Origin of the sequence: Mesorhizobium sp. B2-5-7 (assembly GCF_006440875.1) — a bacterium.
GTDB classification, from domain to species: domain Bacteria; phylum Pseudomonadota; class Alphaproteobacteria; order Rhizobiales; family Rhizobiaceae; genus Mesorhizobium; species Mesorhizobium australicum.
In genome coordinates this window covers 81,363-105,123 of the sequence record NZ_VFUO01000008.1, presented here as the reverse complement: position 1 = coordinate 105,123, position 23,761 = coordinate 81,363, and the positions used below count along the sequence as shown (strand labels likewise).

Genomic DNA, 23,761 nt, shown 5'->3' with positions numbered 1-23,761 from the left:
CCGTCGCATGGGCCGACACCACCTCTACGCCACGGCTCTTGAACCTGCCCTGATCGGCGTGTTCATTCGTCATTCAAGATATTTCCAGAGCGAGACGCAATGACCAGGACTTCCCGATTTCCAATCGCCAGCGCCCCTGCCCCCGAGAAAAGGCCCGTCTCGGACACGCATCACGGCATCACGCGAACCGATGAATATGCCTGGCTGCGAGCGGATAACTGGCAAGAAATGTTCAGGGATCCTTCCTTGCTCGATCCTGGGATCCGCGCCGAACTCGAAGCCGAGAATGCCTATCAGTCGACGCTGATGGCCGACACGTCAGATCTGCAAAAGCAGCTTTTCAAGGAAATGAAGGGCCGCATCAAGGAAGATGATTCTTCCGTTCCTATGAAGGACGGGCCTTATGCCTACGGCTCTTCCTTCAAGCTCGGCGGCGAGCAGCCGCGCTATTTCCGAACGCCGCGCGGCGGCGGACCCGAGCAGATCCTGCTCGACGGCGACGCCGAGGCCGAGGGCAAGGCCTATTTCCGGCTTGGCGGCGTCGATCATTCGGCCGATCATAGCAAGTTGCTATGGGCGTTCGACGACAAGGGTTCGGAATTCTACACGCTGCGTGTGCGCGACCTTGCCGACGGCAAGGAACTGGCGGACCAGATACAGGCCACCGGCGGTTCGGGGGTCTGGGACGCGGGCAATGACGGGTTCTTCTATACGCGTCTCGACCCAAACCACCGGCCGTCGAAGGTGCTGTTCCACGCACTGGGGCAGGCCCCTGAAAACGACCGGCTGATCTACGAGGAAACCGACCCCGGCTTCTTCATGAACGTCGACGGGACCCGCAACAACCAATGGATCATGATCGGCATCAACGATCACGAGACTTCGGAATACCGCCTGTTGAGCGCCAGCGATCCATTTGCCGAGCCGAAGCTGGTTTCGGCGCGCGAGACCGGCCTTCAATATGAACTTGAGGAAGGCGGCGATATCTTCTTCGTCCTGACCAACGCGGACGGTGCCAAGGACTTCAAGATCATGACGGCGCCGGCGAGCGACCCGGTCCGCGCCAACTGGCAGGAACTGGTGCCGCATGAACCGGGCCGGCTGATCCTGTCGGTGATCGGCTTCAAGGACCACATGGTGCGGCTCGAGCGCAAGGAAGGCCTGCCGCGCATCGTCGTGCGGGATCGGGCCAGCGGCGAAGAGCATCTGATTTCCTTCGATGAGGAAGCCTTCTCGCTCGGCCTTTCAGGGTCCCTGGAATACGACACCGAGATGATGCGTTTTTCCTACTCGTCGATGACGACACCGTCGCAGATGTTCGACTACAACATGCGCACTCGTGAGCGTGTGCTGCTCAAGACCCAGGAAGTGCCGTCCGGCCACGATCCGCACCTCTACGTCACGAGGCGGCTGATGGCGCCGGCGGCCGATGGCGAACTGGTGCCGATCTCGCTTCTGCATCACCGCGACACGCCGCTGGATGGCTCCGCGCCATGCCTGCTCTACGGTTACGGCTCCTACGGCATCACCGTGCCGGCCGCCTTCAACACCAACTGGTTCTCGCTGGTGGACCGGGGGTTCGTGTTTGCCATTGCCCACGTGCGCGGCGGCAAGGACAAGGGATATGGCTGGTACGACGACGGCAAGCGGGCGCACAAGATGAACACCTTCACCGATTTCATCGCCTGCGCCCGCCACCTCGTTGCCGAGCGCTATACCGCGCATGACCGAATCGTCGCGCAAGGCGGCTCGGCCGGCGGTATGCTGATGGGCGCCATCGCCAACATGGCGCCGGATTGCTTCGGCGGCATCGTGGCCGAGGTTCCCTTCGTCGATGTACTCACCACCATGCTCGATGCAACGTTGCCGCTGACCCCGCCAGAATGGCCAGAATGGGGCAATCCGATCGCGTCGGCCGACGATTACCTGACGATCGCCGCCTATTCGCCATACGACAATGTCGCCGTGCTCGACTATCCGCCGATCCTGGCGCTCGCCGGTCTCACCGATCCGCGCGTCACCTATTGGGAGCCGGCCAAATGGGTTGCGCGGCTGCGCGACCGCAAGAGCGGCGACAATCCGGTACTGTTCAGGATCAACATGGATTCCGGCCATGCCGGTGCCTCCGGCCGGTTTTCACGCCTGGAGGAGATCGCCTATACTTATGCCTTCACGCTGAAGGTGACGGACAAGGCATAGCTCACGGAGGAACGCCGCGATGATCGATCTGGCCACAGGGATAGCTTACATCGCGGTTGTGCTCGGCTTTGTCTTCATTCCTGGCCCGGCCACATTGTTGACGATCGCCCGCGCAACGAGTTCGGGGACGAGAGTCGGAATCGCCACAGGCGGCGGGATCGCGGCCGGCGATGTGTTTCATACCGCCATGGCGATGGTTGGGATCTCGGCGATCATCGCCACATCGGCGACGCTGTTCAGCATCGTAAAGTATATCGGCGCGGCCTACCTCGTTTACCTCGGCATTCGGGCCATCATCGAGAAAGCGCCAACCGATCCGACCGCCGGCGCGCTTGCAAGCTCCGCCGGCAAGGCGTTTCGACAGGCTGTCCTGACCGAGGTGCTCAACCCCAAGACCGCGCTTTTCTTCCTGGCGTTCCTGCCTCAGTTCGTGCGGCCCGAAAACGGATCAGTGATGGTTCAATTGGCCGTCTTGGGGATCATCTTCGTCATGCTGGGGCTTTTCAGCACGGTCGTGTTTGCCGTGAGCGCAGGGCGGCTCGGCAGTTTCCTGCGCCGAAATCCGACAGTGCTGAAATGGCAAGGCAAGGTTGTCGGCGGCATCTACTGCGCCCTGGGTGTCCGCCTCGCCTTGCAAGAGCGCTGAGGCCAGGCGACCCACGTCTGCTGGCAGGCCTGATGATCATCACTTTTTGAATTCCGCGCGGCTCATTTCCGCTCGCAATTGCGACGGTCGCGCGCTACCCAAGGCACGGTTTTCCCGGGCACGAAGTCCGCACTTGCACAAGGGTCCATTATGCTGCTCGTCGACGTCTATCTCGACAAATCGCCGATCCAGGGCATCGGTGTGTTTGCCAAGAACCATATTGCCAAGGGCACGCTGGTCTGGAAGCTCGACCCCCGGTTCGATCGGATCATCGACGTCGAGACCTATGAGAGCGAAACCGGGCCGGTGAAGAACTACCTCGACCGCTATTCCTACCCCGACCGTCGCGATCCCGCCTATATCGTCTTCGAAGCCGACGATGCCCGCTACATGAACCATGACGACGAGCCGAATTGCGATGTCTCGTCGCCCGAGGAGACCTACGCCTTGCGCGACATCGCGCCTGGCGAGGAGATGACCTGCAACTACAACCTTTTCTTCGAAACGGGCTTCGATTTCCTCGGCGATCGCCACCTGCAGTCCGAGGATTAGTTCGTACTTTTCTTGCGCGCCGGATAGCCGTTGGGATGCGGCGGCACCGCCTTCAGATAGGCAGCAATCGCCGCACGGTCGTCCGCCGTCAGCTCGGCCATGTTGCGCTGCACGTCGACCATGGCGCCGCCGACGGAATCGAAGTCCGGCGTGAATCCGGTTTCGAGGTAGTTTGCGATGTCGGACGCGGACCAGCTGCCGATACCTCCCTCGCCCGAAGTGATGTTCGGCACGACGCCCGAGCCCTCGGCGGCCACCGCACCGGCCAGCCATTCGCTTTTCTTGGTGCCTCCAGCGAGGTCGCGCGGCGTGTGGCATTCGCCGCAATGGCCCGGTCCTTCGACCAGGTAGCGGCCTGCCATCACAGGGTCTGGCGCGCCATCAGGCAGGGGCACGACAGGCTTGTCACTGAGATAGAGCCGCTTCCACAGGCCAATGCCGCGCCGGATGCTGAATGGGAACGCCAGCGAATTGCCGGGCGCCTTGCCGGCGACGGCGGGAAGCGTCTTCAAGAAAGCGTAAAGGTCGGCGACATCTGACGGTTTCATGCGAGCATAGGAGGCATAGGGGAATGCCGGATAGAAATGCTCGCCCGAAGGCGTCACACCTTTCAGCATGGCGTTAGCGAGATCCCCGGCCGACCATGCGCCGATGCCGTCCTTGGGATCTTGCGAAATATTGGGCGGAACAAAGATGCCGAATGGCGTCTTGAGTTCGAGCCCGCCTATGAGCTGAAGCCGTGCATCGCCCTGCGACCCGGGCTTGGCATGGCAGGAGGTGCAGCCGCCGGCATAGAAGATGCGCTTGCCCCGGGCAACATCGCCTGGGCCGAGTTGCGCCAGGGTCGCCGCATCAAGCGTGACCGGTGCCGACAGCAGCCACCCCGCCGACGCGCCGGCGACGCCCAGGACGAGGGCCGCGCCGACGAGCTTCTTCAGCCATGCCATGGCTGGCGATCAGCCCTTTTTGACCCTGTAGCCCTGGTGGCAGGTACCACAGTCCGAGCCGATGGTGCCGATCTGCGTCTTCAGCGCATCGACGTCGGCCGGAGCCGCCGCGACCGCAGCCTTGACATCGGCGAGATACTTGTCCTCGGTCGCCTTGAAGCCGGCCATGTCTTCCCAGATTTTTGGCGCCGCCGTGGTGTCGCCGGTGTCGGTGCCCTTCGGGAACAAGGCCTCTACGTCGAACTTCTCGGCATTTGCCTGCAGTGCCTGCAACTGCGTCAGCACCGCGGCGGCATCAAAGGGCTCCTGGCCCTTGACCACTTTCGACAGGCCGCCGACGATCTTTCCGCGTTCCTTCATCAGAGCCTGCCGATCGAGGATCGGATCGGCAAAGGCCGCCGATGCGGCGAGTGCGAGCATGGAGATGGCGATGACAAGCTTTCTCATTCATTTGGCTCCGTGGTGAAGGCATTTCAGGACAGGACGTTAACGGATGCGGGAGGTGGAATATTCCCATTCTCCCGCATGAAATTGCATGACCCTAGCCGTGGGGTTCGAGACGAAAAGAAAAGGCCCGGGGGTGCCGGGCCTTTCGGAAGATTGATCAGGCATTCGCCTTTTCGTAGAGTTCAAGCACGTGATCCCAGTTGATCAGGCTATCTACGAAGGCCTCGAGGTATTTCGGCCGGGCGTTGCGATAATCGATGTAGTAGGAGTGCTCCCAGACGTCGACGCCGAGGATCGGCGATGCGCCATGAACCAGCGGGTTCTCGCCGTTCGGCGTCTTCGATATCGCCAGCTTGCCGTCCTTGACCGAAACCCAGGCCCAGCCCGAACCGAACTGCGTTGTGCCGGCGGCAATGAAATCAGCCTTGAACTTGTCGTAACCGCCGAGATCGCTGTCGAAAGCCTTCTGCAGCGCGCCAGGGAGCTTGTTGCCGCCGCCGCTCTTCTTCATCCATTTCCAGAAATGGATGTGATTGTAGTGCTGGGCAGCATTGTTGAAGAGACCGGCATTCTTGCCGAACGATTGCTTCACCACCTCTTCGACCGAAAGATCGCCAAGGCCGGCTTCGGCGGCGAGCTTGTTGCCGTTGTCGACATAGGCCTTGTGATGCTTGTCGTGGTGATACTCCAGCGTCTCTTTGGACATATAGGGCTGCAGGGCCTCATAGTCGTAGGGCAGAGCGGGCAATTCGAAAGCCATGGGTAGTACTCCCTCGTGGAAAATCCGGTGTGGATACCGGAGTAAGATAGGTCGGGATTGAGCTGGAGCAACTCCGGAAGTGAAGCGCCGGTCCCTTTCTAAGCGGGTTCCCGGGAACTGTCACATGCTTTTCCTGTGACCAGCCGCGCGGCGACAAAAAGGCCGGCTATCTCAGCCAGCCGAGGTCGAATGCGCCCACTCCCAATAGAGTTCACGTGCCTTCTTGGCCACCGGGCCGGGTTGCAGATCACGGCCCTCCATGCGGGTGACCGGCACCACCTTGGAGTGGTTGCCGGTCGAGAAGATTTCGTCCGCTTCGAGGAAATCTCGCACCGACAGCGTCTTTTCAGTCGTCGTGAACCCATAGTCACCAAGCAGCGTCATCGTGCGCGCGCGGGTAATGCCGGACAGGAAGGTTCCGTTCGGCGCCGGCGTCAGCACATGGCCGTCCTTGACCAGGAAGATGTTCGAGCTTCCGGTCTCCGCGACATTGCCCAGCATGTCGAGCACAAGCGCGTTGTCGAAGCCGCGCGCCTTGGCCTCGAGGATGGCGCGGCCGTTGTTGGGATAGAGGCAGCCGGCCTTGGCGTTGGTCGGCATGGTTTCGATAGTCGGGCGCCGGAATGGCGACACGGTCACCGAAAAGCCGGTCGGTGAGATCATCGGCGATTCATAGAGGCAGAGGCAGAAACGGGTCGAGGCGGGATCGGCCGGCACGCCCATGTAGCCGCCATGCTCGGCCCAGTACATCGGCCTGATGTAGACCGCCGTCTTGCCGTCGAATTTCTTCAATCCGTCCCAGGTCAGCCCGACGATCTGCTCGGGCGTCATGTTCGGCGCCAGCCCAAGCGCGATCGCCGAGGCATTGACGCGTGCGGCATGAAGTTCGAGATCGGGCGCCACGCCTTCGAACCACCGCGCGCCGTCGAACACGCTGGTGCCGAGCCACATGGCATGGCTGCGCGGCCCCAGAATGGCGACATTGCCTTCGTACCAATCGCCATCGACGAAAGTCCATGTCGCGGATTGCGCCGCCGCCGCCAGTGTCATCGCGTTTTCCCGTTCCGGTCAATCTTGTGACAACATTGGATGACGCTTTGACCGCCGCCGTCAACCAGCATCGGGGAGTTTTGTTGAGGCCAGCGACGGGTGCGCTGCAATCAAGGCTTGCACCTTGTCCCGCCTCGCCTCAAAACTGTTGCCATGCAATACGCCGCCTACGTGTTCGACGCCTATGGCACGCTGTTCGACGTGCACGCCGCCGTGCGCCGCCATGCGGACGCGATCGGCCCGGACGGCCAACTCCTGTCCGAAATCTGGCGCGCCAAACAGCTCGAGTATTCCTGGGTTCGCACGCTGATGGGCGCCTATGCCGATTTCTGGCAGCTGACCGAACAGGCGTTGGACTTCGCCTTGCGCAAGGTCCCTTCGGCCGATCCGAGCCTCAAGGCGAAACTTCTAGAAGCCTACTGGCGGCTGGACTGTTATCCCGAAGTGCCGGCCGTGCTGAAAGCGCTCAAGGCTTCGGGCGCCAGGCTGGCGATCCTCTCCAACGGTTCGCCCGAAATGCTGCAGGCAGCGGTCAAGTCGGCGGCACTCGACCAGGTCCTGGACGACATCTATTCGGTCGACGCGGTGCGTCGCTTCAAGACCGATCCTGTTGTCTACGACATGGTCGCCACCGGATGGCGCCTCTATCCCGGCGCGGTCTCCTTCCAGTCCTCCAATCGCTGGGACATTGCGGGCGCCACCAAATTCGGCTTCCGCACGGTCTGGATCAACCGCTCCAACCAGCCGGAGGAATACCAGGACTTGCCACCGGCCCTGATCCTGCCATCGTTGGAGGCACTCGTATCCGGCGCCTAACTGACCTGTGGCCCCAGCGCCACAGTGGCGGCGCAGTCACAGCTTCGCCTTTGTTTGTCCACGTTCGAGCCAGAATCGGAACCGCCTATCGCCTCAGGTGTTGTCAGGCACCCGCAGCGAACGTCGCGTGTTGACGCTTTGTTGCGATTTGAGTCTTAAAGAAGGCAGCCATGTCCATAACCGAAATCGAATCCTATCGCCTGAGCCGTCGCGGCTTCCTCAACGCCGCAGCCCTGGGCGCCGCCTCGATCGCGGTTTCCGCATGCGCCACCACCGGACCGGGACCAGTCGAGCCGCCGCCGCCACCAACGTATGTCGAGCCTCCGCTCGCCGACTATGCGTCGATGTACGCTGCGGTCAACGATGGCGGTTTCGATCTGCCGGCCATCCCCGTCGACAGGATCGATCCGCAGTTCCTGCGCCAGATCGTACCCGACCCGACCGGGCAGAAGCCGGGGACCATCGTCGTCGATACGACAGGCCATTTCCTCTATCTGGTTCGCCCTGGCGGCCAGGCCATTCGCTATGGTGTCGGCCTTGGCCGCGCCGGCTTCGAATGGTCGGGCGACGCTGTCGTCCAGTGGAAGCAGAAATGGCCGAAGTGGACGCCGCCGGATGAGATGATCGCCCGCCAGCCGGAATTGAAGCAGTACAGCGCCGACAATGGCGGCATGCCCGGCGGCCTAAAGAACCCGCTCGGCGCACGTGCGCTCTATCTCTTCCAGGGCAATGTGGACACGCTCTATCGCCTGCACGGCTCGCCGGAATGGCGCTCGATCGGCAAATCGGTGTCGTCGGGCTGCGTGCGCCTGATGAACCAGGACATTATCGACCTTTATGACCGCGTGCCCTCGAAGACGCCGGTCATCGTGACCAGCGACGCTCGCCAGCCGATGGTGGCGACGGCCAACCACAAGGCGATCCCGATCGATGCCGGCGTGCCGGATGGATCCGTGCTGCTCGGCCCAGTCAAAGCGGTCACGAACGCGATCTTCTGAGTTTCAGGGGCTTCTGAGTTTCAGGGGGCAGTGGCGTTGCGGCTGCCCCGATCCTACCGTCCCCGCGACAAACTACCCAGAATCCCGCGCACAATGGCACGTCCAACCGACGAGCCGACCGAGCGCACCACCGACTTGATCGCGGCCTCGGCCACCGTCTGGCGATTGGAGGGGCGCGGCGCAGGCGCGCGCCGGCCACCGGACTGCGGCGCGGGATCGTCATTGCCGAAGCCTGGAATGGTCCAGCGCGAGCCGCCGGTGCCGGCCTGCTGCGCCTGCGCCTCGGCGTCCTGCGCCTGCTTTGCCTTCTTCTGCAGCATTTCGAAGGCCGATTCGCGATCGACAACCTGGTCATACTGGCCGGTGACCGGGCTTTCCCCGATCAGCTTCTGCCGCTCGGCAGGGGTGATGGGTCCAAGCCGCGATGACGGCGGACGGATCAACGTGCGCTGGACCATGGACGGAATGCCCTTGGCCTCCAGGGTAGAGACCAGGGCCTCGCCGGTGGCGAGCTGGGTGATGGCGGTGGCGCAGTCGAAATCCGGATTGGGCCGGAAGGTTTCGGCCGCCGTCCTCACCGCCTGCTGCTCGCGCGGCGTGTAGGCGCGCAGCGCGTGCTGCACGCGGTTGCCGAGCTGGGCCAGGACCTTTTCGGGGATATCCAAGGGGTTTTGCGTGACGAAATAGACGCCGACGCCTTTCGAGCGGATCAGGCGGACCACCTGCTCGACCCGGTCGATCAGCACCTTCGGCGCCTCGTCGAACAAGAGGTGCGCCTCGTCGAAGAAGAACACCAGCTTCGGCTTGTCGGGGTCGCCAACCTCCGGCAGTTCCTCGAACAGCTCCGACATCAGCCAGAGCAGGAACGTCGCGTAGAGGCGCGGATTCATCATCAGCTTGTCGGCGGCCAGCACGCTGATGGCGCCGCGACCATCGCGGGTGGTGCGCATGATGTCGGCAATGCGCAAAGCCGGCTCGCCGAAGAAGTTCGCCGCGCCCTGCTGCTCAAGTACCAGCAGCGTGCGCTGAATCGCCCCCACCGACGGCTTGGTGACGTTGCCATAACGGGCGCTGATTTCTTCGGCGCGCTCCGCGATGTTGGCGAGCAGCGCCTGCAGGTCCTTGAGGTCGAGGAGAAGAAGGCCCTCTTCATCGGCAATGCGGAAGGCAATGTTCATGATGCCTTCCTGCGCGTCGGTCAGGTTCATCAGCCGCGACAGAAGCAGCGGTCCCATCTCCGAAATGGTGGCGCGGATGGGGTGACCCTGCTCGCCGAACAGATCCCAGAAGATGACGGGAAATTCCTGGAAGTCGTAAGGGTCGAGCTTGACCTGTTCTGCCCGCTTGACCAGGGAATCCTGGGCGGTGCCCATCATGGCGATACCGGAAAGGTCGCCCTTGATGTCGGCGCAGAAGACCGGCACGCCGGCGTTGGAAAATCCCTCTGCCAGGATCTGCAAGGTGACGGTCTTGCCCGTACCGGTGGCGCCGGTCACCAGGCCATGGCGATTTCCGTATTGCAGCAGCAGGTTTTCGGCGCGCTGATAGCTGTCGTCGGGCTTGCGGCTGGCGCCGATAAAAATACTGGTGTCGTCAGCCATAGGTCGGGTCTCCGCAAAACTGATGTGTCTAAAGCCAGCCTTTGCCCGATGGTATAGTGAGGCTGCCGCACAGCGACAATGACAATTGTCTAAGGCAGGACCAATCGTCCAATCAGGGCTATCGCCCAAATCGGACCAATCGCCAAAATCGGATTTGGAACTTGCGGATTTCGATGGTGTTTGGCAATCGTTCATGGTCCGTCCACGCAAGCGACCTATATCAGGTGGATCGAATATCAGGTGGGTCGAATTCAAGCCCTGGGCGTGCATTGCGATAACTGACCGGGGACCGTAGATTAGGCTGCCCGGGCTGGTGCGGCCATATAGAATGAGGACGATGAATGGGCGCCGGAGCCTTGACCAGGGATGTTGAGCCAACGAATGCGGAGCGTCAGCGATGGCTGACCCTGGCGGGAAAAGCGTTGGCCGGCGCCTCCTTCGAGGAACAGCTGGTCTCGCATACCGACGACAATATCCGCGTCGAGCCGCTCTATGAACGCGCGACCGGAACGGAACCGATCGTGCGCGCCAATCCTCAATCGCCGTGGATCGTCAGCCAGCGCGTCGACGACCCCGATGTCGAACGCGCCAAGAGGCAGGCCCTGGAAGATGTCGCCCAGGGCGCGACGGGGTTGTCGCTCGTCTTCGAGGGCGCCCCGAACGCGTTTGGCTACGGCCTGCCGAGGACGGCGCAGGCGCTCGAGACGGTGCTGGAGGGCGTGCCCCTCAACCGGGTCCAGATCCGTATCGACACCCACCCCTGGAGCCGCCCCATGGCCGACTGGCTGGTGGCGTTCCTGAGCAAGCGCCGCTCCGATCCGGCAAAGCTCAACCTTTCCTTCGGCATCGATCCGGCTGCTATTCTCGCCGGCACCGGCCGGCTGCGCATGTCGATCGAGGCGCTGCAGGAATCCATGCCGCAATCGCTGGCGCATTTCTTCTCGATGGGCGTTCCGGGTGTGCTTCTGGAGGCAGACGGTCGCGTCTTCCACAATGCCGGCGCCACGGAAGCGCAGGAACTCGGCATCATGCTGGCCTCGGCGGTCTCGTATCTGCGAATGTTCGAGAAGGCGCGGCAGCCGCTCGTCTATGCCGCGCCTCATATCGGCTTCGCGCTCAGCGTCGACCAGGACCAGTTCCTGTCGATGGCCAAGGTGCGAGCCCTGCGCAGGCTGTGGGCACGGGTGCAGGAGGCCTGCTCGATCCCCAATTCCACGGCCAACATCCATGCCGAGACATCATTTCGCATGATGACGGCATTGGATCCCGAAACCAACATCCTGCGCACGACGATCGGCTGCTTCGCCGCGGCGGCGGGAGGCGCCGATTCGATCTCAATCCTGCCGCATACGATCGCGCACGGCCTGCCGGCCGCCTTTGCCCGCCGCGTCGCGCGCAACGCGCAGCTGATCATGGCCAATGAAAGCCATGTCGATCATGTCGCCGATCCCGCCCATGGCTCCGGCGCCGTCGAAGCGCTGACCTCAGACCTTTGCGAAGCCGCGTGGGCGGAATTACAGGCCATCGAGGCTGAGGGTGGCGTGCTGTCCAGCCTTCGGGACGGACATATCCAGCAGCGCGTCCGCAACGCCGCCGCCCATCGCGCCATAGCCTTCAAGTCAGACGAGCGGGCCATTGTCGGCGCCACGCTTTATCCGTTGAAAAGCGAGCGCCCGGTCGAGACGCTGGACGCAGAGAAGCGACCTGCCTTCACCGAGGGCGTCGTCCTGTGCGAAGCGTTGTCTCCGGTCCGCATCGATCAATCCATCGGGGCCGCTTCTTGATTCCGGATTTCAGTCAGATCGGCTGGGTGCCGCCGCGCCGCGCGCCTGTCGAGGTCAAGGGACAGCGAACAACGCCGGAAGGCCTTGTCGTCAAGCAGCTGTACAGTCAGGCCGACCTCAAGGGATTGTCGCATCTCGACACCTATCCGGGCCTGCCGCCCTTCGTGCGCGGCCCCTACCCGACCATGTATGTCCAGCAACCCTGGACCATCCGGCAATATGCCGGTTTTTCGACCGCCGAAGAATCCAACGCCTTCTACCGGCGCAACCTTGCCGCCGGCCAGAAAGGCCTTTCGGTTGCCTTCGATCTCGCCACGCACCGCGGCTATGACTCGGACCATCCGCGCGTCGCCGGCGATGTCGGCATGGCGGGTGTGGCTATCGATTCCATCCTCGACATGCGGCAATTGTTCGACGGCATTCCGCTCGGCGAGATGACCGTGTCGATGACGATGAACGGCGCGGTGCTGCCGATCATGGCGCTCTACATCGTGGCGGCGGAAGAGCAAGGCGTCGCGCAGAAGGATTTGGCCGGGACCATTCAGAACGACATTCTGAAGGAGTTCATGGTCCGCAACACCTACATCTATCCGCCGAAGCCCTCGATGCGGATCGTCTCGGACATCTTCTCCTACACCTCGAAGAACATGCCGAAGTTCAATTCGATTTCGATCTCCGGCTATCACATGCAGGAGGCCGGCGCGACCGCCGACCTGGAGCTCGCCTATACGATCGCCGACGGGATCGAATATGCCCGCGCCGGCGTCGCGGCGGGGCTCGACATCGACCGTTTCGCGCCGCGCCTGTCGTTCTTCTGGGCGATCGGCATGAATTTCTTCATGGAAGTGGCCAAGCTCAGGGCCGCACGCCTGTTGTGGGCGACGCTGATGAAAAAGAACTTCGCGCCAAAGGACGAGCGGTCGCTGTCCCTGCGCACCCATTGCCAGACCTCCGGCTGGTCGCTGACGGCGCAGGATCCCTACAACAACATAATCCGCACCATGATCGAGGCGATGGCCGCGACCCAGGGGCATACCCAGTCGCTGCACACCAACTCGTTCGACGAGGCAATGGCGCTGCCGACCGACCATTCGGCGCGCATCGCCCGCAACACGCAACTCGTCCTGCAGAAGGAATCCGGCACCACGCGCATCATCGATCCGTGGGGCGGTTCGGCCTATCTCGAACGGCTGACACATGATCTGGCGGCGCGTGCGCTCGCCCATATCGAGGAGGTCGAGGCTCTCGGCGGCATGGCGGCGGCGATCGAAAAGGGCATACCCAAGCTGCGCATCGAGGAAGCCGCCGCCCGCACGCAGGCGCGCATCGATTCCGGCGAGCAGATGCTGGTCGGCGTCAATGCGCATCGCCCCGGGACCGATATTGAGGTCGACGTGCTGAAGATAGACAATGCCGAGGTCAGGGCCCGGCAACTCTCGAAGCTGCAACGGCTGAAGGGCACGCGCGACGTCGCTGCCGTCGAAAGCGCGCTCGATGCGCTGACCCGTGCCGCACAGAGCGAGGACAACCTCCTGGAGTTCGCCATCCGCGCCGCGCGCGCCAATGCCACTGTCGGCGAAATCTCGTTCGCCCTGGAAAGAGCTTATGGCCGCCATGTGGCCACGGTGCAGACCATTTCCGGTGTCTACCGCAAGGCGCTTGGCGACAGTCCGGTGATCGACCGCCTGCAGGACAAGCTCGGTGCCTTCGAAAAGAAAAACGGCGGCAAGCCGCGCATCCTCGTGGCCAAGATGGGACAGGACGGCCACGACCGCGGGCAGAAGGTGATCGCCACGGCCTTCGCCGATCTCGGCTTCGACGTTACCGTCGGCGCCATGTTCCAAACGCCGGAAGAGATCGCGAAACTGGCTGTCCAGAATGACGTCCACATCATCGGCGCCTCATCGCTGGCAGCGGGTCACCTGACGCTGATCCCAGAATTGCGCGACACGCTGAAGAAGCTCGGCCGCGGCGACATGCTGATCGTGGCCGGCGGCGTCATCCCGCCGCAGGACTATGATGCGGTGCTGCAAGCCGGCGCGGCGGAAATCTTCCCGCCGGGCACGGTCATTCCGGAAGCGGCGGAGCGGCTGCTGGATCGGCTGCTATCCTCGTGACGAATCTGTTATAATATCTGTTGCAACACCCGGCGCACCGCGTTATAATTAGCGTTGCAACAGGATGTTTCATCATGAACACCACAATTCGCAAGATCGGGAATTCGGACGGCGTGATTCTGCCGAAAGAGCTTCTCGATCGATTGAATCTCAAGACAGGCGACAACGTGATCGTCGTCCAGGAAGGTCAAGAGCTTCGCTTGCGCCGATTGGAAGATTCTGCCGAAGAATTCGAGCGCAAGATGAAGGTAGCGCGCGAGCGGATGAGGAAATACGAGGTTGCCTACCGCGCGCTCGCAAAATGACGGCACATCATTCGCGAGAGTTCGTGGAGGCGATGCATGCCGAGCAGTTGCGTCTTCACGGCGGCGCGTCGGGTATCCGCGATGAAGGCCTGTTGGAATCGGCGCTCGCACGTCCGCAACAGAAAGAAGCATACGGCGAGCCGGATCTGAGCGAACTCGCTGCCGCCTATCTCTTCGGCATCGCAAAGAACCATCCGTTCGTCGATGGGAACAAGCGCACGGCTTTCGCTGCGGCCGACTTGTTTCTCTATTTCAACGGATTAAGCATCGAAGCCGAACAGGAGGAGGTCATCCAACTGGTGATGATGGTCGCTGCCAGCGAGATAGACGAAGCGGGTGCGGCCGCATTCTTCCGCGACCATGTGGTCAAGCTTGAAGACTAACTCTCCGAGAGCTTGACGATCTCCCACTCCTTGCCGTTGACGCTGGCCACGTCGCCAACCTTCTTGCCGAACAGCGCGACCGCCATAGGCGAGACGTGCGAGATGCTGCCCTTGGCCGGATCGGCTTCATCCTCGCCGACAATCTTCCAGTGCACCTTCCTGCCGTCGTCACTTTGCAGCGTGACACCCATGCCGAAGCGGACGACATCGCTGCCGGGCTCCGGCACGGAAAGCTCGGCACTCTCGCGTCGCGCGGTCCAGTAGCGCAGATCGCGCGACACGACCGCGATGCGCTCGCGGTCGGCTTTCCGCTCCGCTTTCGCCATGATATCGCGCAGATCGGCCAGATTGTCGTCGATCTGCGCCAGGCCGCGCTCCGTCACCAGGTTCCGGTGCGTGCTGATCGGCCGCTCGCCAACACCGGCGATCGCGTTTTCGCTGTCTTCTTCGCGGGTAAAAGCTCTGCTCATCCCCTGAACTTAGGCGCCGAGTGGCTGCCCGACAAGTCATTGCCGCCGAGAAGAGGCGCGTTGAACGTCTGGCATGATTCCTGCGGTGTCGGGGCCGAACACTGGGATTCTGTGCCGATGTTGAACAGACGAACCCTGCTGACGCAGACCACCTGCTTTGCCGTCATGGGCCTCGCGCTCGGCAAGGCGGCGGCCGCCAGCCTGACCGGCATGGAGAAAGCCTCGATGCGCGGCTCGATCAACGCCACCGAACTTGGCGTCCAGCCCGGTACGTTTGACGACCAGAGCAAGGCCTTCGCCAAGCTGCTGCGCGACGCGAATGGCCGTGACATGCCGGTCTTCCTGCCGCCCGGCACCTATGTGGTGTCCAATCTCTCGCTGCCTGGTCGCGTGCGTCTTTCCGGCGTGCCGGGCGCGACGCGGATCGTCTATGGCGGCGACGGCCATTTGTTCATGGCCGAACAGGCCGACCATATCGAACTCAGCGGACTGGTTTTCGACGGCGCGAACCGCTCTATGGGCGACTACGCGCAAGGACTGCTCGATCTGCGCCGGGTGGCGCATCTCGTGGTTGACAACTGCCAGATCACGGGCAGCGGCAAGAACGGGCTGGCGCTGGAACACGCCGCGGGCCGGATCGAGCGTTCGGACATATCGGGGGCGGCGGACGCCGGCATCTATTCGGTGGAGGCCGCAGGGCTGGCGATATCAGGCAACACCGTCTCCGATTGCGCCAATGGCGGCATCCTGGTGCACCGCTGGCAAGCTGCGGAAGACGCCACCATGGTCACCGGCAACCGCGTCGAACGCATTGGCGCGCGCAGCGGCGGCACCGGCCAGAACGGCAACGGCATCAATGCCTTCCGCGCCGGCAATGTCGTCATCTCGGGCAATGTGGTCTCCGACTGCGCCTTCTCGGCCATCCGGGCCAACAGTTCCAGCAATTTGCAGATATCGGGCAACACCTGCTCGCGCTCGGGCGAGACCGCGGTCTATTCCGAGTTCTCGTTCGAAGGCGCCGTCATTTCCAACAACATCGTCGACGGCGCCGCCAACGGCATCTCGATCGTCAACTTCAACGAAGGCGGCCGCATGGGTGTCTGCTCCGGCAACATCGTGCGCAATCTGTCGACATCAGGCCCCTACACCGCGGATCCACCCGGCTTCGGCGTTGGCATCGCCGTCGAGGCCGACACCGTCGCTTCCAACAATGTCATCGAGAACGCGCCGCTCTACGGCATGTCGATCGGCTGGGGGCCGTATCTGCGCAACGTCGTGGCCACCGGCAACATCATTCGCAAGGCAGGCACCGGCATCGTCGTCAGTGTGGTCGAAGGTGCCGGCACGGCCGTCATCTCCGACAACGTCATCGATGGTGCGTCGAACGGAGCGGTTGTCGGCCAGCGCTGGGCCGAGCCGGTGACATCAGACCTCACCCAGACCAGCCGCAGCGGCTATGCGCACCTGACCGTCGAGCGCAACCGCGTCAGCTGATTGCCACCTTCAATTCAGGGCCGGCGTCGGCCTCAGCGCCCCGACCTTGGCGCCAATCCGGCTTTCGATAGGCGCATTCGCCAGTTCGAGCAGCTTCGCCGCCAAGGCCTCGTCCGCCCGCAGCAGCCTGGCGAGGACCGCGGCGGCGATTGCATCGCCGGCGCGCCCGGCACCGTCATCGCATTTGACCGCGATGCCGAGGCCGAGTTCCGGAATTGCGGCACAATGGACGCCCTCGGCCCCGCCTTTGGCAAAAATTCGCCCCGGAGCGGCTTCCATCAGCAACAGGTCCGCGCGGCCGGTGCCGGCCACGAAGAACGGCTCCGCCATGCAGGCCGAAAGCAGCCGCTTCGCGGCCTTCGCCCGCTCCGGGCCAAAGCCTTGGGCCGTGGCCATGCGAGCAAAGCCGAGCGCGAAACTCCTGAGCGGCACCGCATAGGTCGGAATCGAGCAGCCGTCGACCGCGCGTTCGTCGGGGCCGTGCACAGCGCCGGTGACTGCCTGCATGGCGTCGCGCACCATTTCCTGCAGGGCGTGATCCGGCCTGACATAGCCGCGATGCGCGATGCCCGAATGGACGCAGGTACAGAGGAAACCGGAGTGCTTGCCGGAACAATTGTTGTGCAGCGCATTCGGCAAACCATCGGCACGCGCGAGCGCAATCTCGGCGTCATGGTTCGAGGGCCAGTGAACCCCGCATTCGAGCGCCGACCCGTCCAGCCCGGCCCTGGCCAGCATGGACCGCGCCAGTTCGACATGCGCCGGCTCGCCGGAGTGGGAGGCACAGGCCAGCGCCAGTTCGCGATTGCCGAAGCCATAGGCATCCGCGGCACCCGTTTCAACAAGCGGCAGGGCCTGGATCGCCTTTACGGCGGAACGCGGAAAGACCGGCTTCGACGTATCGCCGATCTCCAGCACCGGCTTGCCGTCGGCATCGAAGACGGCAACGGCGCCGCGATGGGCGCTCTCGACAATGGCGCCGCGCAAAACTTCGATCAGAACCGGATTTGCCATGCTACCTCCCGCGAATGCCGGGGCGGTTTACCTGATCCGGTCGAGAATGGAAACGTAGTTGGCGACCGCCGCACCGCCCATGTTGAAGATGCCGCCGAGTTTCGCGCCCGGCACCTGGATGCCGCCGGCTTCGCCGACAAGCTGCATGGCGGTCAAGACATGCATGGAGACGCCGGTGGCGCCGATCGGATGGCCCTTGGCCTTCAGTCCGCCGGAGGGATTGACCGGCAGACGGCCGTCTTTTGCCGTTGTGCCATCCAGCGCCAGTTTGGCGCCCTCACCCGGCTTGGCCAGTCCCATCGCTTCATACTCGATCAATTCGGCGATGGTGAAGCAGTCATGCGTTTCGACGAAGGAGAGATCGTCGAGCGTTACGCCGGCGTTCTTCAGCGCGCGGGTCCAGGCCTGTTCGCAGCCTTCGAAGGTCAGGATGTCGCGCTTCGACATCGGCAGGAAATCCTGCACATGCTCGTTGGCGCGGAAGGCGACCGCGCGGCGCATCTTCAGCGCCGTTGCCGTGTCGGCAAGGACAAGGGCAGCAGCGCCGTCGGAGACCAGCGAGCAGTCGGTGCGCTTCAAGGGCCCAGCGACGAACGGGTTTTTCTCGCTCTCCTGCCGGCAGAAGTCATAGCCGAAATCCTTGCGCATCTGCGCATAGGGATTGTCGACGCCATTCTTGTGGTTCTTGGCAGCGATCATGGCGAGCGCATCCGACTGGTCGCCATAGCGCTGGAAATAGGCCTGCGCGATCTTGCCGAAGACGCCGGCGAAGCCGGCTGGCGTGTCGCCGTCCTCGGGCAGATAGGAAGCTTTCAGCAAATTCTTGCCGATTTCGGGCCCGGGCGTCGTCGTCATCTGCTCGGCGCCAACCACCAGCACGATGCGGGCGGCGTTTGCATCGATGGCGCGGATACCTTGCCTGACCGCCGCCGAACCGGTGGCGCAAGCGTTCTCGACGCGTGTCGCCGGCTTGAAGCGCAGCCGGTCGTCCGCCTGGAGAACCAGGCTTGCCGTGAAATCCTGCGCCGAAAACCCGGCATTGAAATGGCCGAGCACGATCTCGTCGACCTCGTCCGGGCCGATGCCGGCATGGTCGAGCGCGTCCGTCGCGACCTTGACGATCAGGTTTTCGAGCGTCTCGCCCTCAAGCTTGCCGAAGCGCGAATGCGCCCAGCCAACGATGCATGCGGTCATGGCGGTCTCCATCCTTGGCGCCAGCGCCCATGGCTCGTGACGCACTTCGCCTTTATTGTTCAAATATAAACATTCTCGCCCGGGCCGTGAAGGGCCGCAACGCAACAATCGCTTGGTACAGGTCGCGTCGAGGTCGATTTTTCATTGATTGACGCGTCAATAAAAAATAATCTCCCGCAAAAATCGGAAACGGCATGCCAAAAGTCGGAATGGAGCCATTGCGCCGCAGGGCGCTCATCGACGCGACGATCTCGGCAATCGGCGAGCGTGGCTCGCTTGACGTGACCATGTCCGAGATCGCCGGACGCGCCGGTGTGTCTTCGGCGCTCGCCCACCACTATTTCGGCGCCAAGGACGAGCTGCTGTTCGCGACGATGCGGCACATCCTGGCCGAACTGACCATCGATATGCGCCGCGCCCTGCAGTGCGCCGGCACCGCGCGCGAGCGCGTCTCGGCCGTGGTCGCCGTCAACTTCTCCGATGTCCAGTTCCAGGCCGAAACCATTGCCGCATGGCTCGCTTTCTATGTCGAGGCGCAGCAATCGTCTTCGCTGCGCCGGCTGCTCAGAATCTATGCCCGGCGGCTGCATTCCAACCTGATGAGTGGATTGACCGGTATCCTGCCGAGGACCGAAGCCGACCGCGCCGCGGAAGCGACGGCGGCGATGATCGACGGGCTCTACATCAGGCGCGCGCTGAAGGATGGCGTGCCTGACGCCGCGACCGCGATCGCGCTGGTCGAAGATTATCTCGAAACCAAACTTGGCGGACGGCACAAGCAGTGACAGCGAAGCGACCCAATTTCCTGATCGTCATGGTCGACCAGCTCAACGGGACCTTGTTCCCGGATGGGCCGGCGGAATTTCTGCACACACCGCATCTGAAGGCACTGGCGGCGCGTTCGGCGCGCTTTGCCAACAACTACACCGCCTCGCCACTCTGCGCGCCGGGCCGTGCCTCGTTCATGAGCGGCCAGTTGCCGTCGCGCACCGGGGTCTATGACAATGCCGCCGAGTTCGCCTCGTCGATCCCCACCTTCGCCCATCATTTGCGTGCGGCCGGCTACTACACCTGCCTGTCGGGCAAGATGCATTTCGTCGGACCGGATCAGCTGCACGGTTTCGAGGAACGGCTGACCACCGACATCTATCCGGCGGATTTCGGCTGGACGCCGGACTACCGCAAACCCGGCGAGCGCATCGAGTGGTGGTATCATAATCTGGGTTCGGTGACCGGCGCCGGCGTCGCGGAAACAACCAACCAGATGGAGTATGACGACGAGGTCGTGTTCCTCGCGTCTCAGAAGCTCTATCAGCTTTCGCGCGAACAGGACGATGCGAGCCATCGGCCCTGGTGCCTCACCGTCTCGCTGTCGCATCCGCACGATCCCTATGTCGCGCGCAAGCAGTATTGGGATCTCTATGAGCATTGCCAGGTGCTGGATCCGGAAACCGGGTACATCGCTGAAGACGAGCAGGACCCGCATTCTCGGCGGCTGTACCATGCCAGCGACTATTCCTCTTTCGAGATCACGCCTGAAGAGGTGCGTCGTTCGCGGCGCGGCTATTTCGCCAACATCTCCTATGTCGACGACAAGGTCGGTGAGCTCCTCGACGTTCTCACGCGAACGCGCATGTCCGACGACACGATCATCCTGTTCTGTTCGGATCACGGCGACATGCTCGGCGAGCGAGGCCTGTGGTTCAAGATGAGCTTCTTCGAAGGCTCGGCGCGAGTGCCGTTGATGATTGCCGGCAAGGGCATTCGTGCCGGGCTGATCGAGGCGCCGGTCTCCAATCTCGACGTAGCACCAACGCTTTGCGACCTTGCCGGCATCGACATCGGGGCGATCGCGCCGTGGACCGACGGCCAGTCGCTGCTGCCGCTCACCAAGGGCGGGCAGCGCACGACACCGGTGCTGATCGAGTACGCGGCGGAGGGCTCCTATGCGCCCTTGGTGGCAATCCGCGAAGGCAGGTACAAATTCGTCCATTGCGAACTCGATCCGCCGCAATTGTTCGATCTCGAAGCCGATCCGCTCGAGCGGGACAATCTGGCCGCCGACCCCGCCAATGCGGGTCTTGTGGCGGCATTCCTGGAAAAGGTCCGGGCGCGTTGGGACATGGCCGGCTTCGATGCCGCCGTGCGCGAAAACCAGGCACGCCGCTGGGTCGTCTATCCGGCGCTGCGCAACGGCGCCTATTACCCTTGGGATTTCCAGCCGTTGCAGAAAGCGTCAGAGCGGTACATGCGCAATCACATGAACCTCGACAATCTCGAAGAGAGCAAAAGGTATCCGCGAGGCGAATGATGGCAGACCTTCTCGTTCCCACTCTCGACCATCTCAGGCAGGCCTACGCGGTAACGTCACGGGCGACACAGGTCACGCCGCTGCTGGAATCGGCGGCGCTCGCCAGAGAAACCGGCGCGGCCCGGGTCTTCATCAAGCCGGAATCGCTGCAATGGGCCGGATCCTTCAAGGTTCGCGGCGCTTATTGGCGGCTGAAGCGGCTTTCGCCCGACGAGGCGAAGAAGGGCGTCGTCGCCTATTCCTCGGGCAATTTCGCGCAAGGGCTGGCCGCGGCCGGCCAGGCGCTCGGCATTCCCGTGACCATCGTCATGCCGATCGACGCGCCGGCCGCCAAGCGCGATGCTACCGCGGGTTATGGCGCGCGCGTCGTGCTGACCGACCATGACGATCGCGCGCGTGAAGAGGTCGCGGCGGCCAAGGCGCGCGAAATCGCTGAAACAGAAGGGCTAGCGCTCCTGCATCCATTCGACGATCCCGAGATCGTCGCCGGTCAGGCGGGTGCCGGCCTCGAAGCGCTCGACCAGCTGTCGGGTAAGGATGCCAGCGCCGATCTCTTGTTCTGCTCGGTCGGCGGCGGTGGGCTGATCGGCGGCGTTTCGCTCGCCTTCCACTATCTGTCGCCGGCGACCGAGATCATCGGCGTAGAGCCCGAAGGGTTCGACGGCATGGGCTCTTCACTGGCGCATGGCAGCATCGAGACCATGCCGATCGGTCCGAAATCGATCTGCGACGGACTGATGTCGCGCCGGCCCGGCGACGCGCCGTTCGCCGCGGTCAAGACCGCTGGCGTGCGCGGCATCACGGTCGACGATCAGTCGGTGCGGCGCGCGATGCGGATCGCTTTCGAGCGGATGAAGCTGGTGCTCGAACCGTCAGGTGCGGCGTCGCTGGCGGCATTGCTCGGTGGCAAGGTGGATGTGGCGGGAAAAACCGTCCTGGTGGTGGCTACCGGCGGCAACGTTTCGCTCGCCGATTTTATGGCGCATATGAACCATGCTTGAAGCGGATTTCGTTATCATCGGCTCCGGCTCCGCCGGCTCGGCCATGGCCTATCGCTTGTCGGAAGACGGCAAGCATTCGGTCATCGTCATCGAATTCGGCGGCACTGATATCGGGCCGCTGATCCAGATGCCTTCGGCGCTGTCGATACCGCTCAACATGAGCCTCTACGACTGGGGATTCGCCAGTGAACCGGAACCGCATCTGGGTGGCCGCGTGCTGGCGACGCCGCGCGGCAAGGTGATCGGCGGCTCGTCCTCGATCAACGGCATGGTCTATGTGCGCGGCCACGCCCGCGACTTCGACCATTGGGCCGAACAGGGCGCGGCCGGCTGGGGCTTCGCCGACGTGCTGCCCTACTTCAAACGCATGGAGGATTCAGATGGCGGCGAGGATGGCTGGCGCGGGCACGGCGGCCCGCTGCATGTGCAGCGCGGCTCCCGGCGCAATCCGCTCTATGGCGCCTTCGTCGAAGCGGGCCGCCAGGCAGGGTTTGAACTGACCGACGACTACAATGGCGCCAAGCAGGAAGGCTTCGGCCCGATGGAGCAGACCATTCTGGGCGGCCGCCGCTGGTCGGCGGCATCAGCCTATCTGAAGCCGGCGCTCCGGCGCAAAAACGTCAGACTGGTCAAAGGCTTTGCGCGCCGGGTGATCATCGAGAATCAACGCGCCATCGGCGTCGAGATCGAAGCTCACAAACAGATTCAGGTCGTTAAGGCGCGACGTGAAGTAATCGTCGCGGCGTCGTCGATCAACTCGCCGAAGATCCTGATGCTGTCCGGTATCGGCCCGGCCGGGCATTTGCACGAAAACGGCATTGCCGTCGTGGCCGACCGGCCTGGCGTCGGCGGCAACCTGCAGGACCATCTGGAGCTCTACATCCAGCAGGAATCGACCAAACCGATCACGCTGAATTCAGTGCTGAACCCGTTCTCCAAGGCGATGATCGGGGCGCAGTGGCTGTTCTTCAAATCGGGCCTTGGCGCCACCAATCATTTCGAGGCGGCCGCCTTCGTGCGCTCGCAGGCAGGCGTCGACTATCCCGACATCCAGTACCACTTCATCCCGGCGGCGGTGCGTTACGACGGCAAGGCGGCGGCGAAGTCGCACGGCTTCCAGGCGCATGTCGGACCGATGCGCTCGAAGTCGCGCGGCTCGGTGACGCTGCGCTCGCCGGATCCGAAAGCGAAGCCGGTCATCCGCTTCAACTACATGTCGCATCCGGACGACTGGGCGGAGTTCCGCCACTGCATCCGCCTGACCCGCGAGATCTTCGGCCAGTCGGCCTTCGATGCCTATCGCGGACAGGAACTCTCGCCGGGCAGCCATGTCCAGTCGGACGACGATCTCGACTTGTTCATCCGCGACCATGCCGAAAGCGCCTACCACCCCTGCGGCACCTGCCGAATGGGCCGCGTCGATGATCAATCGAGCGTGGTCGATCCGGAATGCCGGGTCATCGGCGTCGACGGATTGCGGGTCGCCGACTCCTCGATCTTCCCGCGCGTGACCAACGGCAACCTCAACGCGCCATCGATCATGACCGGCGAAAAAGCGTCCGATCACATCCTTGGCCGCACGCCGCTCGCGCCGTCCAACCAGGAACCATGGATCAATCCGCGCTGGCAGGCTTCCGACAGATAGGCCATGATCCGCCGATAGAGTGAGCTG

22 protein-coding genes are annotated in these 23,761 nt (G+C 63.1%); 14 read left to right on the top strand and 8 right to left on the bottom strand.

What is annotated here, in order from left to right; translation table 11 throughout:
* Positions 1-99: 99 nt before the first annotated feature.
* The 3 genes from FJ543_RS28290 (at position 100) to FJ543_RS28280 (ending at position 3,397) form a co-directional block, all read left to right on the top strand.
* Positions 100-2,199, top strand: a complete 2,100-nt coding sequence (locus tag FJ543_RS28290) for a S9 family peptidase (protein WP_140878496.1) — start codon at positions 100-102, stop codon at positions 2,197-2,199.
* A 19-nt stretch (positions 2,200-2,218) separates the two neighbouring features.
* The gene (locus tag FJ543_RS28285; protein WP_140878494.1) at positions 2,219-2,845 is read left to right on the top strand and encodes a LysE family translocator; all 627 of its coding nucleotides are present in this window, start codon (positions 2,219-2,221) and stop codon (positions 2,843-2,845) included.
* A gap of 150 nt (positions 2,846-2,995) precedes the next feature.
* Positions 2,996-3,397, top strand: a complete 402-nt coding sequence (locus tag FJ543_RS28280; protein ID WP_015318651.1) for an SET domain-containing protein-lysine N-methyltransferase — start codon at positions 2,996-2,998, stop codon at positions 3,395-3,397.
* On the opposite strand, the gene FJ543_RS28275 is transcribed toward FJ543_RS28280, so the two are convergent.
* The 4 genes from FJ543_RS28275 to FJ543_RS28260 all read right to left on the bottom strand — a co-directional run bounded on the left by FJ543_RS28275 (position 3,394) and on the right by FJ543_RS28260 (position 6,601).
* The gene (locus FJ543_RS28275) at positions 3,394-4,344 is read right to left on the bottom strand and encodes a cytochrome c (protein WP_140878492.1); all 951 of its coding nucleotides are present in this window, start codon (positions 4,342-4,344) and stop codon (positions 3,394-3,396) included. The two genes, FJ543_RS28280 and FJ543_RS28275, sit on opposite strands and share 4 nt — an antisense overlap.
* Positions 4,345-4,353: 9 nt before the next feature.
* Positions 4,354-4,791, bottom strand: a complete 438-nt coding sequence (locus tag FJ543_RS28270) for a cytochrome c (RefSeq protein WP_140618583.1) — start codon at positions 4,789-4,791, stop codon at positions 4,354-4,356.
* Between the two features lie 157 nt (positions 4,792-4,948).
* Positions 4,949-5,551, bottom strand: coding sequence for a superoxide dismutase (locus FJ543_RS28265; protein ID WP_140618585.1), 603 nt, complete (start codon positions 5,549-5,551; stop codon positions 4,949-4,951).
* A 171-nt stretch (positions 5,552-5,722) separates the two neighbouring features.
* Positions 5,723-6,601 (bottom strand): branched-chain amino acid aminotransferase, encoded by an 879-nt coding sequence (locus FJ543_RS28260; protein ID WP_015318655.1) that lies wholly within the window; start codon positions 6,599-6,601, stop codon positions 5,723-5,725.
* 153 nt (positions 6,602-6,754) lie between these two features.
* On the opposite strand from FJ543_RS28260, the gene FJ543_RS28255 reads away from it, so the two are divergent.
* Positions 6,755-7,417, top strand: coding sequence for a haloacid dehalogenase type II (locus FJ543_RS28255; protein WP_140618589.1), 663 nt, complete (start codon positions 6,755-6,757; stop codon positions 7,415-7,417).
* 170 nt (positions 7,418-7,587) lie between these two features.
* Positions 7,588-8,415: a L,D-transpeptidase gene (locus tag FJ543_RS28250; RefSeq protein WP_015318657.1), complete on the top strand. Its 828-nt coding sequence runs from the start codon at positions 7,588-7,590 to the stop codon at positions 8,413-8,415.
* A gap of 53 nt (positions 8,416-8,468) precedes the next feature.
* Here the strand turns inward: FJ543_RS28250 and FJ543_RS28245 are convergent, their stop codons facing one another.
* Positions 8,469-10,016 (bottom strand): helicase HerA-like C-terminal domain-containing protein, encoded by a 1,548-nt coding sequence (locus FJ543_RS28245; protein WP_140878490.1) that lies wholly within the window; start codon positions 10,014-10,016, stop codon positions 8,469-8,471.
* Positions 10,017-10,357: 341 nt separating this feature from the next.
* Between FJ543_RS28245 and FJ543_RS28240 the strand changes: the two genes are divergently transcribed.
* From FJ543_RS28240 to FJ543_RS28225, 4 genes are all read left to right on the top strand, one after another.
* On the top strand, positions 10,358-11,800 hold the full coding sequence (locus tag FJ543_RS28240) for a methylmalonyl-CoA mutase subunit beta (RefSeq protein ID WP_140878488.1): 1,443 nt from the start codon (positions 10,358-10,360) through the stop codon (positions 11,798-11,800).
* Positions 11,797-13,917, top strand: a complete 2,121-nt coding sequence (scpA, locus tag FJ543_RS28235; protein WP_140726647.1) for a methylmalonyl-CoA mutase — start codon at positions 11,797-11,799, stop codon at positions 13,915-13,917. Before FJ543_RS28240 ends, scpA begins: the two co-directional genes overlap by 4 nt.
* A gap of 74 nt (positions 13,918-13,991) precedes the next feature.
* Positions 13,992-14,222 carry an AbrB/MazE/SpoVT family DNA-binding domain-containing protein gene (locus FJ543_RS28230; protein ID WP_140878486.1) on the top strand — a complete coding sequence of 77 codons (231 nt, stop codon included), beginning with the start codon at positions 13,992-13,994 and terminating at the stop codon, positions 14,220-14,222.
* Positions 14,219-14,605, top strand: a complete 387-nt coding sequence (locus FJ543_RS28225; protein WP_015318662.1) for a type II toxin-antitoxin system death-on-curing family toxin — start codon at positions 14,219-14,221, stop codon at positions 14,603-14,605. Before FJ543_RS28230 ends, FJ543_RS28225 begins: the two co-directional genes overlap by 4 nt.
* Here the strand turns inward: FJ543_RS28225 and greA are convergent.
* Complete coding sequence (gene greA, locus FJ543_RS28220) at positions 14,602-15,075, bottom strand: transcription elongation factor GreA (protein WP_015318663.1); 474 nt, start codon at positions 15,073-15,075, stop codon at positions 14,602-14,604. The two genes, FJ543_RS28225 and greA, sit on opposite strands and share 4 nt — an antisense overlap.
* 117 nt (positions 15,076-15,192) lie before the next feature.
* Here greA and FJ543_RS28215 point away from each other — a divergent pair, with 117 nt between their 5' ends.
* Positions 15,193-16,569 (top strand): TIGR03808 family TAT-translocated repetitive protein, encoded by a 1,377-nt coding sequence (locus FJ543_RS28215; RefSeq protein WP_140878484.1) that lies wholly within the window; start codon positions 15,193-15,195, stop codon positions 16,567-16,569.
* Positions 16,570-16,578: 9 nt separating this feature from the next.
* Here the strand turns inward: FJ543_RS28215 and FJ543_RS28210 are convergent, their stop codons facing one another.
* Positions 16,579-17,583, bottom strand: a complete 1,005-nt coding sequence (locus FJ543_RS28210; protein ID WP_140878482.1) for an asparaginase — start codon at positions 17,581-17,583, stop codon at positions 16,579-16,581.
* Positions 17,584-17,610: 27 nt separating this feature from the next.
* Positions 17,611-18,777 carry an acetyl-CoA acetyltransferase gene (locus tag FJ543_RS28205; RefSeq protein WP_140618602.1) on the bottom strand — a complete coding sequence of 389 codons (1,167 nt, stop codon included), beginning with the start codon at positions 18,775-18,777 and terminating at the stop codon, positions 17,611-17,613.
* 194 nt (positions 18,778-18,971) lie between these two features.
* Here FJ543_RS28205 and betI point away from each other — a divergent pair, with 194 nt between their 5' ends.
* The 4 genes from betI to betA are packed head-to-tail and all read left to right on the top strand — an operon-like array spanning position 18,972 to position 23,734.
* Entirely contained in the window at positions 18,972-19,562 is a 591-nt protein-coding gene (betI, locus tag FJ543_RS28200; RefSeq protein ID WP_015318667.1) for a transcriptional regulator BetI, read from the top strand.
* Positions 19,559-21,088 (top strand): choline-sulfatase, encoded by a 1,530-nt coding sequence (betC, locus tag FJ543_RS28195; RefSeq protein WP_140878480.1) that lies wholly within the window; start codon positions 19,559-19,561, stop codon positions 21,086-21,088. Before betI ends, betC begins: the two co-directional genes overlap by 4 nt.
* Complete coding sequence (locus tag FJ543_RS28190; protein ID WP_041163494.1) at positions 21,085-22,089, top strand: threonine/serine dehydratase; 1,005 nt, start codon at positions 21,085-21,087, stop codon at positions 22,087-22,089. The genes betC and FJ543_RS28190 overlap by 4 nt, the downstream gene beginning before the upstream one ends.
* Positions 22,082-23,734, top strand: a complete 1,653-nt coding sequence (betA, locus tag FJ543_RS28185; RefSeq protein WP_140618605.1) for a choline dehydrogenase — start codon at positions 22,082-22,084, stop codon at positions 23,732-23,734. Before FJ543_RS28190 ends, betA begins: the two co-directional genes overlap by 8 nt.
* Positions 23,735-23,761 lie beyond the last annotated feature (27 nt).